16 protein-coding genes are annotated in these 13,322 nt (G+C 44.9%); 13 read left to right on the top strand and 3 right to left on the bottom strand.

Going from position 1 to position 13,322, the window contains the following annotated elements; translation table 11 throughout:
- Nucleotides 1–95: 95 nt before the first annotated feature.
- Complete coding sequence (locus GR160_RS00080) at nt 96–1,079, bottom strand: fasciclin domain-containing protein (protein ID WP_160747811.1); 984 nt, start codon at nt 1,077–1,079, stop codon at nt 96–98.
- A 170-nt stretch (nt 1,080–1,249) separates the two neighbouring features.
- Between GR160_RS00080 and GR160_RS00075 the strand changes: the two genes are divergently transcribed.
- Nucleotides 1,250–2,401 (top strand): acyltransferase, encoded by a 1,152-nt coding sequence (locus tag GR160_RS00075; RefSeq protein WP_160747810.1) that lies wholly within the window; start codon nt 1,250–1,252, stop codon nt 2,399–2,401.
- 23 nt (nt 2,402–2,424) lie between these two features.
- Here the strand turns inward: GR160_RS00075 and GR160_RS00070 are convergent, their stop codons facing one another.
- On the bottom strand, nt 2,425–3,321 hold the full coding sequence (locus tag GR160_RS00070) for a MerR family transcriptional regulator (RefSeq protein WP_116787883.1): 897 nt from the start codon (nt 3,319–3,321) through the stop codon (nt 2,425–2,427).
- Between the two features lie 239 nt (nt 3,322–3,560).
- Between GR160_RS00070 and GR160_RS00065 the strand changes: the two genes are divergently transcribed.
- From GR160_RS00065 to GR160_RS00025, 9 genes are all read left to right on the top strand, one after another.
- Entirely contained in the window at nt 3,561–4,610 is a 1,050-nt protein-coding gene (locus GR160_RS00065; protein ID WP_160747809.1) for an FAD-binding domain-containing protein, read from the top strand.
- The gene (locus GR160_RS00060; protein ID WP_160747808.1) at nt 4,597–5,292 is read left to right on the top strand and encodes an SDR family NAD(P)-dependent oxidoreductase; all 696 of its coding nucleotides are present in this window, start codon (nt 4,597–4,599) and stop codon (nt 5,290–5,292) included. The genes GR160_RS00065 and GR160_RS00060 overlap by 14 nt, the downstream gene beginning before the upstream one ends.
- Nucleotides 5,293–5,362: 70 nt before the next feature.
- On the top strand, nt 5,363–5,641 hold the full coding sequence (locus tag GR160_RS00055; protein WP_160747807.1) for a TIGR03643 family protein: 279 nt from the start codon (nt 5,363–5,365) through the stop codon (nt 5,639–5,641).
- A 36-nt stretch (nt 5,642–5,677) separates the two neighbouring features.
- Nucleotides 5,678–7,165 (top strand): NAD(P)/FAD-dependent oxidoreductase, encoded by a 1,488-nt coding sequence (locus tag GR160_RS00050; protein ID WP_160747806.1) that lies wholly within the window; start codon nt 5,678–5,680, stop codon nt 7,163–7,165.
- On the top strand, nt 7,149–7,985 hold the full coding sequence (locus GR160_RS00045; RefSeq protein WP_160747805.1) for a phytoene/squalene synthase family protein: 837 nt from the start codon (nt 7,149–7,151) through the stop codon (nt 7,983–7,985). Before GR160_RS00050 ends, GR160_RS00045 begins: the two co-directional genes overlap by 17 nt.
- Nucleotides 7,982–8,434 carry a hypothetical protein gene (locus tag GR160_RS00040; protein ID WP_237421142.1) on the top strand — a complete coding sequence of 151 codons (453 nt, stop codon included), beginning with the start codon at nt 7,982–7,984 and terminating at the stop codon, nt 8,432–8,434. Before GR160_RS00045 ends, GR160_RS00040 begins: the two co-directional genes overlap by 4 nt.
- Nucleotides 8,435–8,439: 5 nt before the next feature.
- The gene (locus GR160_RS00035) at nt 8,440–8,904 is read left to right on the top strand and encodes a sterol desaturase family protein (RefSeq protein WP_160747804.1); all 465 of its coding nucleotides are present in this window, start codon (nt 8,440–8,442) and stop codon (nt 8,902–8,904) included.
- The gene (locus GR160_RS19470) at nt 8,904–9,617 is read left to right on the top strand and encodes a lycopene cyclase domain-containing protein (protein WP_160747803.1); all 714 of its coding nucleotides are present in this window, start codon (nt 8,904–8,906) and stop codon (nt 9,615–9,617) included. Before GR160_RS00035 ends, GR160_RS19470 begins: the two co-directional genes overlap by 1 nt.
- 273 nt (nt 9,618–9,890) lie before the next feature.
- On the top strand, nt 9,891–10,202 hold the full coding sequence (locus GR160_RS00025; RefSeq protein ID WP_160747802.1) for a hypothetical protein: 312 nt from the start codon (nt 9,891–9,893) through the stop codon (nt 10,200–10,202).
- Nucleotides 10,203–10,368: 166 nt separating this feature from the next.
- Here the strand turns inward: GR160_RS00025 and GR160_RS19530 are convergent, their stop codons facing one another.
- Entirely contained in the window at nt 10,369–10,566 is a 198-nt protein-coding gene (locus GR160_RS19530; RefSeq protein WP_160747801.1) for a hypothetical protein, read from the bottom strand.
- 272 nt (nt 10,567–10,838) lie between these two features.
- Here GR160_RS19530 and egtD point away from each other — a divergent pair, with 272 nt between their 5' ends.
- From egtD to GR160_RS00005, 3 genes are all read left to right on the top strand, one after another.
- Nucleotides 10,839–11,828: an L-histidine N(alpha)-methyltransferase gene (egtD, locus tag GR160_RS00015; protein WP_160747800.1), complete on the top strand. Its 990-nt coding sequence runs from the start codon at nt 10,839–10,841 to the stop codon at nt 11,826–11,828.
- 10 nt (nt 11,829–11,838) lie between these two features.
- Complete coding sequence (gene egtB / locus GR160_RS00010) at nt 11,839–13,026, top strand: ergothioneine biosynthesis protein EgtB (RefSeq protein ID WP_160747799.1); 1,188 nt, start codon at nt 11,839–11,841, stop codon at nt 13,024–13,026.
- Nucleotides 13,027–13,029: 3 nt separating this feature from the next.
- Nucleotides 13,030–13,322, top strand: a 293-nt coding sequence (locus GR160_RS00005) for an ATP-binding cassette domain-containing protein (RefSeq protein ID WP_160747798.1), incomplete at its 3' end; no start/stop codon positions are given.

Genomic DNA, 13,322 nt, shown 5'->3' with positions numbered 1-13,322 from the left:
AACAAGGAAAGCGGGCTAAAGCCCGCTTTCTTAATAAATACCCCCATGATATTTACGACATGTAATTGTTATGTAAAGGTAAAAAAATAAATTGATTACATAGCAGGTAATATCACTTTATTAATGGCGTGCACTACACCATTGGAAGCCTGCACGTCAGTAGCAACTATTGAAGCAACCCTGCCGTTAGCGTCTGTAATTGAAGCACCGCCTTCGAGATTAACAGTAAAACTTCCTCCCTCAAACGTCGGAACGCTCATATTATCGGTCAGCGAAGCAGCAAGCACATTTTGCACGGTTACCACATGGTATTTTAAGGTGTTTTCCAGGGTTGCCTGCGGGACATCAGCCAAACCCGAAAGACCCAGCTCCTGTAATAACGATGAAAAAGCATTATTGGTGGGTGCGAAAACCGTAAACGGTGCATTCTGTGAACCGGAAAGTATCCCTACAAAATCAGGCTGATCCTCACGTGTCAGCGCTTGTACCAGTATCGAGAAATCAGGGTTAGCAATTGCATGGTTTACAACTGTCGGTAAACCTATTACACTGTTGACAACATGTACAACGCCATTGCTTGCCATTACATCAGCCCCTGTTACCGTAGCACCACCGTTGGCAGTTCCACCATTTAAAACAACCCCGTTGGATGTATTTATAAACATACTTAACGTATTAGTAGAGGATGCACTTCCCTTTCCCATTGTCTTCACATATCCCGTCTGCAGCGACGAAGAAGCCATGGTACCGGAAACAACGTGGTTAAGCAACAACTCTTTTAGGGCAGCTACAGGAACCTGTTCAATTGATGTATATTCATTTTGCTGCAAATAGTTCTCGAACGCCTGGTTGGTCGGGGCAAATACCGTAAAGCTGCCTTCACCATCAAGGGTACCGGTGAGGCCTGCGCGGTTCAATGCTGTGGAAAGCGTAGAAAGTTCTGGGGTCGATGCGGCAAGGTCAGCAATGGAGTTACCGTTCTGAGCGGTATTGTTGTCGTCAATGCTGCAAGAAGTTACCATCGGTGCTACTGCAAGCAACAGGATGGCAAGAGGCCTGAATAAAGTTTTACTGTTCATAGATTAAAGTTGTAAGATTTGTAACCTAAAAATACATACATTTATTTTTTGTTCAATGTTTTTTGTTAAAATTTTAAACAAAAAAATTTTGAAAAAATGTTTATCTTCGGGAGCCACTTCTATCGACCGACAAGAAAGAAACGCAACACATCATTTTAAACCAGGACCAAATGGACACAACACGACCAAAGGAAAAAGAACGCGAATATTGGCTTGACCTCCTCCGGTTCATTGCAATATTCATGGTAATATGTATACATTGTGCCGATCCCTTCAATATCTCACCGGAAGCCCGGGCGAATCCGGAATATAATTTTTGGGGCAGTCTGTACGGCGCATTTCTCAGGCCCTGTGTACCTCTTTTTGTAATGATTACCGGTGCGCTATTGTTACCGATTAAAGAAAATACGGGAGCTTTTTACAAAAAAAGGCTTTCCAGGATTCTTATTCCTTTCCTTATCTGGTCCATCCTGTACAATTGCTATCCCTTGCTCACCGGGATGCTGGGCCTGGACCCTGCTGTTGTAAGTGAGACATTTGCCTACGCCGGCCCGCATCCTTCCCAGTCCCTAGAAGATACTATTGCCCGGTTGGTTGCCATAATTGTTTCATTCAATGCGTATACTGTGCACTTATGGTATATATTCATGCTTGCAGGGCTGTACCTCTACATGCCGTATCTGACAGCCTGGATAGAAAAAGCAGACCGTTTTCAATATAAAATATACGGCGCATTTTGGGCAGCAACCCTTTTTCTGCCTTACGCGTTCCGTTTTACAGCACCCGACATTCTGGGTCGGAGTGCGTGGAACAGTTTCGACACCTTTTATTATTTTGCTGGGTTTAATGGCTATCTCTTCCTGGGATATTGTGTAAAGAAATATCCATTAGCACTAAATACGGCAACAAGATACATTTTGTGCGCAGCACTATTTTCTACGGGTTATCTTATAACGTATCTTGGCTTCCGGTACATGACTGCAAACCCGGGGAGTACGGAAAATGATGTGGAACTTTTCTTCCTGTATTGCTCACCACAGGTCGCGCTGATGACCCTGGCCGTAATACTGTTTATCAAGCCCGTAAAAATACGTTCCAAAACCGTCAGAAAATACCTTGCAAGGACGACGCAATACGGATTAGGCATCTACCTCTGTCATTATTTTGTAGTAGGGCTTGGCTATGCCATTTCGCAAAAGCTTTCCATACCCGTATCAGTAAGGATCCCGTTTACAGCCCTTGTTGTTTTCGCCATAAGCTGGATCGTTGTGCACCTTTTCTACAAAGCCACACCGCGATATGCCCGCTGGATATTTGGGTAACAAAGTGGCACGAGATATAATGTTTATCCGAACTTTGCTACGGCAGCATGCAAGGTGGTAAAAAGTTCAAGGTAAGGGTTGTTAACCAGGTCAACTTCGGAAACCCTCCGCCCCACTACCCAAAGCGCCGATTCACTTTGACGGCACTTTCGCTCGAGTGTGACGATGTATTCACCAAGCGGGCGCTCTTCCGGAAGAACGGTAATGTAGGTAATGTAGGTAATCCCCGTAAACAGCTTATTTATTTCGTAAAGACTGTCCAAAGGCATATTGCTGCCCAGATAAATACAGGCCTTACCCGAGGCTACGATTTCGTATTGCAAATAAAGGAGCCCTAACTCATGTATTTCGCCAAAAGGCAGGAACAGTACATAGTCAGGAGAGGCCCCTCTTTTTAATTTCCTTCCCGCCAATGCCGTCTGTTGCACCACATACATACGAATCAGGTTGCTTATAAAGTGCTCGTGCGCCGGTTGTATGGTAGCCGTTTGCCACATCAGGCCTACCTCTTCGAGAAAAGGGAGAAAGTATCCCATAAACACTTCGCGAAATGGCATTTTGGTCAGCAAATGATCGGTTGTGTCGCCGAATAATGCCTGGTCAAATGTCATCATGGAAAGCTTATACTGATGCAGGATGTGTGCAATATCCTGACGGGTACTGCGTAACTCCACCACCATTTTTTCAATTTCCGCCCCGCCCATCCGGGCAACCTTCGATATCTTTATGCCATACTCGGTCAGCACAGCAATATTCAGCAGTTTTCTTAAATCATCAAGCGTGTAACTACGCAGGTTGGTCTCACCCCGCTCAGGTGTAAGGATGCCATACCGACGTTCCCATACACGTATCGTGTGCGCTTTAACCCCTGACAGGTTTTCAAGGTCGCTGATTGAAAATGTAGTTTTTATATTGTTCACCCCTATTCGTATGATTATTAAACATTATAGAACAAAAATACACATTTAGAGCATCAAAATTGTTTTAAAACACAGATTAAAATAATTTGAATAAAAGAAATATCATCCAACGCTGTTAAAAAAAGGGCACAGATATAAAAATTAAATTTTGTTTAATTACTTTTGTTAAAACATAAAACAATATAAAATTTATATTTCTCATGTTATTTCCTACCGCATATCACCAAATACGGAACCGGTTGTCAGAATTCAACCCGGAAGGATATGCCGGTACACGCAATTTTACATACGGCAGTGTCTCCGGACTCTCGCCCTATCTCTCACGGGGCGTAATTACATCGAAAGAAGCGTATACAACGCTTCTAAATAATTATGGCAGAAGCCAATGCATGCCTTTTTTGAAACAGCTCCTTTGGAGGGAATATTTCCAAAGGAAACTGCAGTTTGACCCGGACACAGCTTTCTACCCGTTACATTACATTAAAAATGCAGACATTCCGGAAGCCCTGCTCACGGCATCTACAAGTATTGAAGCAATAGATAGTGGCATCAGGACTTTATACGAAACGGGCTATATGCACAACCACCTGCGTCTCTATACCGCTTCGATTTGTTTCATGGCCGGTTTCAGTCAGTTACTTCCGGCACAATGGATGTATTACCACTTGCTGGACGGCGATTGGGCCAGCAATTATTTTTCATGGCGATGGGTCGGCGGTGCGCTTACCGGAAAACGCTATATTGCCAATCAGGAAAACATTAATTTTTTTACCGGAACACATCAGAAAGGCAGCTTCCTGGACAAAAGCTACGAACAACTCACGGAATTAACCCACGTTAAGACACTTTCAAAACAGGCTGAAGTCGAATTTAGGACAGTATTGCCTCAAACCGCCATGCCTGTGCTGAAGGCTAAGCAGCCGGTATTGCTCTATAACAACTATAACTTAGATCCTATATGGCATGATAAGAGCGATTACCATAGGGTGTTATTACTGGATCCTTCGCATTATCAACGGTACCCCGTTAGCAGCAACGTTTTGAATTTCACATTGGAACTTGCAAAAAATATTACAGGCATCCAAATTTACGCTGGCGGCTTTACAGAACTGGTTCTTGAATATCCTGATGCCCGGTTCCTGGCAAAGGAACACCCTCTTTTTTACTATCCCGGAGCAATGGTTGAACCCCGGGATTGGCTCGCGCCCGATGTAACCGGTGATTATCCCTCCTTTTCACAGTATTTTAAAGCAATAATAAAAAAATATCCCGAATATGCAGCCGCTTAAAACATTTATAATTGCCGGAGCAAGCAGTGGCATCGGCCTTGAGATCGCCAAGTTGCTGGTGCAGGAAAACTACTTTGTTTATGGTATCAGCCGTACACCGGGGCCGCTTCAAGGTACACCGCATTACAAACATCTGGCATACGACCTTACTTCCACAGAGGCCTTGCCGCAAGTCAACACCGCAATAAACGGCTTGGTCTACTGCCCGGGCAGTATCACACTTAAATCTGTAGAACGGCTATCCGAAACCGACCTTGACCGCGACTGGCACCTCAACGCACGCTCGGCCTTTGGATTTGTGAAGAAATACAAGCCGCTATTGGAAAGCGAACCCTCAATAGTATTATTCAGTAGCGTGGCCGCCCAGAACGGGCTCCCATTCCATGTGAGCATTGCCATGGCAAAAGGTGCAATAGAGGGACTCACTAAGGCGCTTGCTGCAGAATTTGCACCAAAAATAAGGGTGAATGCTATAGCCCCTTCACTGACTGATACCCCACTTGCTGCCCACCTGCTCAATACCGAGGCAAAAGTTACTTCGGGGGCACTGCGGCACCCCTTGCAATCCATTGGAAATGCCCGAAATATAGCAAAGCTCGCCTGCTACTTGCTATTGGACGGGTCGTGGGTGTCAGGACAGGTATTCGGGATCAATGGCGGATTGGGTTCCATAATGAGATAAATAAAGCGGAAGTCGCCCGGACGTGCGAAAACCTATCATTTTTACCCATATATTAGCAAGAGTATACATTATGAGCAAAGACTTCACACCAGCGCAAACCGACAGGATCATTGAAATGGCATGGGAAGACCGGACGCCTTTTGAAGCCATTCGCCTACAGTTTGGACTGAATGAATCACAGGTAAGGCAACTGATTCGAAAGGAATTAAAATCGGGCAGTTACACCCGTTGGCGCGAACGTGTAGCGGGCCGGCGAACAAAACACGCAGCTAAAATACCGTTTACCACAAACCGGTTTAAAAGCAGCATGCAGCGACAGATTACAGGTAATAGAATATCCAAAAGGTAAATACAAAAGCAGACAATCAAATTTAGATAAAATAATATGAAGATAGCCATAATCGGTTCCGGTATTTCCGGTTTGTCGGCAGCTGCTTACAGCGCCAGGCAGGGCCATGAAGTGCACGTGTTTGAAAAAAACGGCAGCCCCGGCGGAAGGGCACGACAGTTTACAACCCCCGAAGGCTATACCTTTGATATGGGCCCAAGCTGGTATTGGATGCCCGACATCATTGAACGCTTTTTTAATGACTTCGGGCATACTGCTTCTGATTTCTACAGGCTCGTCAGCCTGGACCCACAATTTGAAATGGTCTTTGACGAGAGTAGCATTTCTTTGCCTGAAGGTATGGACGAAATGGAAATACTATTTGAATCAATAGAGCCGGGTGCCGGTACGAAATTTATACGCTTTATGGAAGACGCAGCGTATAAATACAAAATCGGGATGGGAAAGTTCGTCGAAAAACCCTGCCATTCCTGGCTGGAATTTGCCACACCGGATATTGCGATGAGCGCACTGCGCATGGACCTGCTTACCAATTACAGCAGCTACGTACGCAAATACTTTAGTAACCCCAGGCTAATCGCCCTTATGGAATTCCCCGTGATATTCCTGGGTGCTGCACCAAAAGATATCCCGGCTCTATACAGCCTCATGAATTACGGCGGTTATGCTTTGGGCACCCACTACCCTATAGGCGGGTTCTACAAACTGGTGGATGCCATGGTTAAAATTGCATTGGAACAGGGTGTGCAGTTTCATTTTAATAGCCCTGTCGATAAGATTAACACATCAGGTTCCAGGGTTAGTTCGCTTGTTTTGAAAGGACATGAACTATCCTTCGATGCGGTCATTGCGGCCTGCGATTACCACCATGCGGAAAGCCTGCTGCAAACCGGCCATCGTAATTACTCGCCAAAATATTGGGAAAGCCGGACTTTCGCCCCGTCATGCCTTATCTTTTACCTGGGCTTTACCACCACGTTGCCAGGGCTGGGGCACCATACCCTGTTTTTCGACAAGGATATGGATGCCCATATCGATGCTATATACAAAACCCCCGGCTGGCCCGCAGCGCCGTTATTTTATGTATGTTGCCCATCAAAGACCGATCAGGGGGTAGCGCCACCCGGACATGAGAATGTGTTTTTGCTCATGCCACTTGCAACCGGTATCGAAGACAGCACAACACAACGTCAAAAATACCTGGATATAATGCTGGAGCGGCTTGAATCCCGTATTGGCGTTCCCGGGCTGAAAGAAAAGATGGACTTTTGCCAAAGCTACTGCGTCAGCGACTTTGTAAGCGACTACAATGCCTTCGGTGGGAACGCATACGGATTGGCCAACACGCTCAGGCAAACCGCAGTGCTAAAGCCTTCATTACGAAACAAAAAACTTAAAAACCTGTTCTACGCAGGACAGCTGACAGTTCCGGGACCCGGTGTCCCCCCCTCCATCCTGTCCGGAAAAATAGTATCCAATGAAATTTTAAAAGCAAAAAAAACATTCCATGAAAAAACTGTTTGACGAATTATCGCAACAGGTAAGCAAGCTTACCACCCAAAAATACAGTACCAGTTTTTCACTCGGAATCCTGGCGCTCAGCCCCGCCATACGCCCCGCCATATATGCCATATACGGGTACGTACGTCTCGCCGACGAAATTGTGGACAGCTTTCATGGGTACGACAAGGTGCAATTATTACGGCGTTTACGCATACAGACCGATGAGGCCCTTGAAGAAGGAATATCGCTCAACCCTATACTAAACGCATTCCAGCAAACTGTCAGCACCTATAGCATTGGCAGACCGCTTATAGACCAATTTCTCAGGAGTATGGAGATGGACCTGGAACCACAACATTACGATGAAGGGCTTTATAAGGAATACATACTCGGCTCTGCTGAAGTAGTAGGGCTGATGTGCCTGCACGTTTTCGTTCACGGCGACCTGCAATCCTATGAACGGCTTAAGCCTTATGCGATGAGCCTTGGCGCAGCCTTCCAAAAGGTAAATTTCCTGAGAGACCTGCGCGACGACCACTTCGAACTGGGACGGACTTACTTTCCAAATGTCGACATCCGTAATTTTGATAACGCTATAAAAAAGGAAATTGAGCGCGATATCCGTAAAGATTTTGAGCGGGCACTGATAGGCATCCGGATGTTGCCCCCCACCTCACGGTTTGGCGTCTATCTCGCCTACCGCTACTACATATCACTCTTCCTTAAAATTGAGAAAACTCCGGCAGACCACATACTGCAATCCAGGATACGGATTCCTAACAGCAGGAAGCTTTCGTTAATGATGTCCAGTTACGTGCAATACAAAATAGCTGCAGTATGAAAGCGGTGTACATGTTGATAGCGTGGTTTACTTTTACGACCGACCATAGCACCGATGGCCTGGAAGAAGTACGACTGAATTATGCCAGGGCTGTTGAAAATAAGGAGTTATGCAGGGAAATGATCGAGCGTTTCGAAAAAAAAACTAAAAATGCCATTGAGCAGGCATACCTGGGTGGATTTCAGACCATATGGGCAAAGCATGCGTTCAACCCGTTGAAAAAGCTTGAGTCATTCAACAACGGCAGGCAAACTATAGAGGCTGCTGTTCAAAAGGAGCCATTCGATGTAGAAGTACGCTGCATACGGCTCTCGGTGCAGAATAATGCACCTTCGATACTTGGATATACCGGCAACATAAAGGAAGACCGCGATTTTATAAACGCTAACAGGGCAAAGATTACTTCTCCTGCGCTGCAACGGATGGCTGATAAATTAATATACGAATAACCGATATGGACATAGTTGATTTTATAATAGTGGCGGTAACATTTTTTATAATGGAAGGCCTGACCTGGGTGATACACAAGTACGTGATGCATGGACTGCTTTGGGCGCTCCACCGCGACCATCACGACCACAGTAACAAGGGCAACCTTGAGAGAAACGATTATTTCTTCCTGATATTCGCCACGCCCGCCATTTTGATGATGTACACTGGTGTACGTAACGGGTTCAGCCCGGTATTTTATGTTGGCGCGGGTGTGAGCCTCTATGGCATGGCGTATTTTTTTGTACACGATATTTTTATACACCAGCGTTTGCAATTCCTGCGAAACACTAAAAACCCATATCTTTTAGCCATTCGTAGGGCCCATAAGCAGCATCACAAGCATACCGGTAAACAGCACGGCGAGTGTTTTGGTTTTCTGTGGGTACCTATAAAATATTTTAAAATGTACTTCAAAAAACAAAAGTAATGGCCCAGTACACGTACCTGATTGTCAACATACTTACAATTATGATCTGCTTTTCCTTTTCCTTCCACCCGAAAATACGGTTCTACAGGTATTTCGGGGCGTTCCTGTTAGCGTCGGTCACTGTGGGCGTACCGTTCATAATATGGGATATTTGGTTTACGGCGAGAGGCGTGTGGTGGTTTGATGATAAGTACATCATGGGCTTGCGTATAGCGGGACTGCCCATTGAGGAAATTTTATTTTTCGTCTGTATCCCATTCTCATGTGTGTTCACGCATTATTGCCTCAACAAATTCTTCAATTGGAGTTGGGCGGCAAGATATAACAACGGAATAACAGTGGCGGGATGCCTTCTGGCAATCCTCTCACTTTTGAAGTATAGCAACGAATTATATACCGCATTTACAGCAATAGTGCTGTTTCTTACATTAATTATAATGAACAGGATAGTGAAGTACAACGGCCTGGGGCAGCTGACCCTGGCTTACCTGCTGCTGATGCCGGGATTTATTACAGTAAACGGGGTATTGACCGGTACCGGTCTCGACAGCCCTGTGGTAAACTATACCCCGTCTGTAATTACCGGATACCGAATACTCACCATACCATTGGAAGACTTTGCCTACGGGTATGTACTGGTGCTTTTGAATATAATGGTGTTCAATGCTATACGCGGAAAAAAGACCCTTACAATAGCTGTCCACAAACCTTAAAAAAACATTTTAAAAATTAAATAAAAATACATTCATTTCTTTAATGGCAGGGCATACCCACGCAACGCAGCCGGTCTGCTGATGATTTTCAAATCAATTACCTTTTAACTCTTGTCAAAAGTGACGGGGTGCCCCGCTGAAGAATGACTTTTTCCAAAGCGCCGTTTAAAGTATATCTGACATGTGGTCTTTGTTAATTAAAATATAAATACGTCATTACAGTTTAGAAATAGGCTAATTTGCGACTGAATAATTTAATTAGCTTTTTGGATTATGATAAAAAAAGAATCCCTTAAATATAATTATAATTGGAGCCCAACAGGAATTCCGGGAAACGATGGCAATACAAATGTATCAAATGGACATGATGTCCTTACATTTATAAATTGGTTCTTTAAAGAGCATGGGCTGATGAGCCTGCATAATGTGGAGCGGATAGAATGGCTGATTCAAAAAGCACCTCAGAATTACAGGTCCAAAAATGAACTTTGTTCGTATGTCCGGAAAAATTGGGACCGCTTCCCGGAGGATATGTCAAAAAAGTTGGTTGGTAAATCTATTGAGAGGGTTGGCGAAATGCTTTAAGGCTTTAAATTGCCCCCCATTTCACTACATTCTTACATTATACGAAATAAAGACAAGCCGATATGTTGGAATCATTGCCGTCCATTGGTTTCGCCTCCAAGGCTTTTCATCGCCAGGCTTGCCGTAAGACCGTACACCACTATAGATAATGTAATGATAAGGGCTACTACGGCCCAAAGTTCATCCTGGTATTCGAAGCCTGTTGTGCTATTGCAAAACTGAGGTAAAACAGGGACCCCATGCCCCGGATGCCGAAAAAGCTTATAACAAATTTTTGCCTCTTTTCAATGGCGCAACGCCAAAGGCTAACATAAGAAGAGACCGGTCGTACTAAGAGTAAAAACAAAACAGTAAGGATGCCCATCTTCCAGGTTGTTGCCTGTGGGTACCAACAGGGAAATTACAATATTATTTTATACATAGATATTACCTGACAGCCGTAAAAACCAGTAGCTGAGTGCCTAAAAGTGGCGAGTGTGGGTTATACATTCCCTGAAACTGTTAATGATATCGAAAAAGGTGTTATCAAACCTTATATAAAGCGTAAATTTAATAAAGAGGATATGCTGCTGTCTACCATGGCAGCAAAATAAACTTGCAGAGGCAAACAGCCATATTAAATTAGACGCTATTAAAATGCTACAAAACGAAAACATACTTTGTCCGGACGCTATAAAAAATGAAAATACCGCCGGACAATTTCTTACCGATGTACTTGAAGGGTTGCAGGCCCCACAAAAAACATTGCAATCCAAATATTTTTATGATGCCCAGGGAGACGTCCTGTTCCAACAGATAATGGCAATGCCCGAGTACTATCTCACCCGTTGTGAATTAGATATATTTAAAAATCAAACAGCGTCACTGGCAGCATTTCTCAAACAGGATATACCATTTGACCTGATCGAACTCGGCGCAGGCGATGCCACAAAATCATCTTACCTGCTCCAACACCTCGTTGCAAATGATGCGAAGGTTACCTATATGCCTATTGACATATCGGGAAACATCCTTTCTGTACTGTATAAGAGGTTGGCATCAGATATTCCGGCTCTGGATATCATACCCCTTGAAGGTGAATATTTCGACATGCTCCAAAAAGCGACAAGGATATCAAAGCGCAGAAAAGTTGTGATGTTCCTTGGGGGGAATATCGGAAACATGGAAAAAGACGAAGCACTGTCATTTTGTAAAGGATTAAGGGAGCATCTGAATCCCGGTGATATCGTGCTAATTGGTTTTGACCTGAAAAAAAACCCACAAACCATCCTGGATGCCTATAGTGACAAACAGGGTATTACCGCTGCTTTTAACCTCAATCTTCTTACCCGCATAAACCGGGAACTTGGAGCTAACTTTAATGTTGATTGTTTTGAACATTACCAAAACTATGACCCGTTGAGCGGCGCCTGCCGTAGCTATCTTATAAGCCTGGAACAGCAGGATTTACGCATTTGTAATGAGATAATTAGTTTTGAAAAAGATGAAGTTATTTATATGGAAGTATCACAGAAGTTTTCGGAAGCGGATATAGAATCATTGGCAGAAAAATCGGGATTTGCTTTAACCGGGGCTGTTCATGATGCTAAAAATTGGTTTACCGATTCAATATGGACTGCTAAATAACATATACAGCATGGAACATAATATTATAGCGCCCGCTACTTCCGTAAGGCTTTTACAGCTGTACCAAAAGATTCGCCGCCACTCCGAAGAAATTTGTAAACCCCTCGAAACAGAGGACTATGTGGTGCAGCCCGTAGCCGATGTCAGCCCACCCAAATGGCATTTAGGGCATACCACCTGGTTTTTTGAAACCTTCATACTCCTGCCCCACTTCAAAGGCTACAAAGAGTTCAACCCACAATATAATTTTGTCTTTAACAGCTATTACGAGAGCGTGGGAGCGCGCGTTGTACGTACCGACCGTGGCAACCTGAGCCGCCCTTCCGTTGCCGACATTTACCGCTACAGGGCGTATGTGGATAAGGAGATGGAAGCATATTTACAAAACACTGCCCTAGACGATGGGCTTGCGGCGTTGCTGGAACTGGGGCTAAACCATGAACAACAGCACCAGGAACTACTGTACAGCGACATCAAATACATACTCGGGCACAACCCGCTTTTCCCCGCCTACAGCCATCATACCATTTTTGAGGCATCATCCAAAGAGAGTTCACATTACATTAGCATCGAAGCAGGCGTATATGAAATAGGATACCAGGGCGACGGCTTTTGTTTTGATAATGAATTGGGGCGGCATAAAGTGTACCTCGATACCTTTAAAATAGCTCAGGCACTCGTAAGTAATGCTGAATACCTTGGCTTTATAGAAGAGGGCGGCTATACTGATTTTAGACATTGGCATTCCGAAGGATGGGACTGGGTGCAGCAAACCGGGGCAAAAGCGCCGTTGTACTGGCATCAGATCGACGGCAAATGGATGCACTATACCTTTAACGGGCTTCAGGAAATTGATCCCCTGCAACCCCTTTGCCATATCAGTTTTTATGAAGCGGCAGCTTTTGCCGCCTGGAAAGGGATGCGCCTGCCAACCGAAGCCGAATGGGAAGTAGCCTGCGGGCTATTCGACTGGGGACAGCGATGGGAATGGACAAACAGTGCCTACCTTCCCTATCCCGGGTTCAAAAAAGAAACGGGCGCCATAGGCGAATACAACGGCAAATTTATGGTAAACCAAATGGTATTACGCGGTGCGTCTGTGGCTACGCCACAGGGCCACAGCCGTACGACCTACCGTAACTTTTTCCATCCGTGCCACCAGTGGCAGTTTACGGGTATCCGATTGGTAAAATTATAATGCATGGTTGTACTAGATGGGGTTTCCAAGAGTTTTAACGGACATAAAGCGGTAGATAATGTGTCGCTATATGCCCGCGAAAAAGAAATAACCGTATTGTTGGGCACCAGTGGCTGTGGAAAAACCACAACCCTTAAAATGGTAAACCGGCTCATTGAGCCTGACAGTGGCACCATCCGCATCAATGGGAAAAATATAAAGGACGCAAATCCCGATACCCTGCGCAGGGCCATTGGATTTGTAATGCAGCACGCCGGGCTTTTCCCGCATTACACGGTAGCCCGGAACATAGCCGC

Source organism: Flavobacterium sp. Sd200, assembly GCF_009826935.1.
GTDB lineage: Bacteria > Bacteroidota > Bacteroidia > Flavobacteriales > Flavobacteriaceae > Flavobacterium.
This window is presented reverse-complemented; position numbering and strand designations above follow the sequence as displayed.

What these genes read in the sequence shown, in the direction of transcription:
- GR160_RS00080 (WP_160747811.1), bottom strand. Translation starts at nt 1,079, where the DNA reads ATGAACAGTAAAACTTTATTCAGGCCTCTTGCCATCCTGTTGCTTGCA.
- GR160_RS00075 (WP_160747810.1), top strand. Translation starts at nt 1,250, where the DNA reads ATGGACACAACACGACCAAAGGAAAAAGAACGCGAATATTGGCTTGAC.
- GR160_RS00060 (WP_160747808.1), top strand. Translation starts at nt 4,597, where the DNA reads ATGCAGCCGCTTAAAACATTTATAATTGCCGGAGCAAGCAGTGGCATC.
- GR160_RS00055 (WP_160747807.1), top strand. Translation starts at nt 5,363, where the DNA reads ATGAGCAAAGACTTCACACCAGCGCAAACCGACAGGATCATTGAAATG.
- GR160_RS00050 (WP_160747806.1), top strand. Translation starts at nt 5,678, where the DNA reads ATGAAGATAGCCATAATCGGTTCCGGTATTTCCGGTTTGTCGGCAGCT.
- GR160_RS00045 (WP_160747805.1), top strand. Translation starts at nt 7,149, where the DNA reads ATGAAAAAACTGTTTGACGAATTATCGCAACAGGTAAGCAAGCTTACC.
- GR160_RS00040 (WP_237421142.1), top strand. Translation starts at nt 7,982, where the DNA reads ATGAAAGCGGTGTACATGTTGATAGCGTGGTTTACTTTTACGACCGAC.
- GR160_RS00035 (WP_160747804.1), top strand. Translation starts at nt 8,440, where the DNA reads ATGGACATAGTTGATTTTATAATAGTGGCGGTAACATTTTTTATAATG.
- GR160_RS19470 (WP_160747803.1), top strand. Translation starts at nt 8,904, where the DNA reads ATGGCCCAGTACACGTACCTGATTGTCAACATACTTACAATTATGATC.
- GR160_RS00025 (WP_160747802.1), top strand. Translation starts at nt 9,891, where the DNA reads ATGATAAAAAAAGAATCCCTTAAATATAATTATAATTGGAGCCCAACA.
- GR160_RS19530 (WP_160747801.1), bottom strand. Translation starts at nt 10,566, where the DNA reads ATGGGCATCCTTACTGTTTTGTTTTTACTCTTAGTACGACCGGTCTCT.
- egtD (WP_160747800.1), top strand. Translation starts at nt 10,839, where the DNA reads ATGCTACAAAACGAAAACATACTTTGTCCGGACGCTATAAAAAATGAA.
- egtB (WP_160747799.1), top strand. Translation starts at nt 11,839, where the DNA reads ATGGAACATAATATTATAGCGCCCGCTACTTCCGTAAGGCTTTTACAG.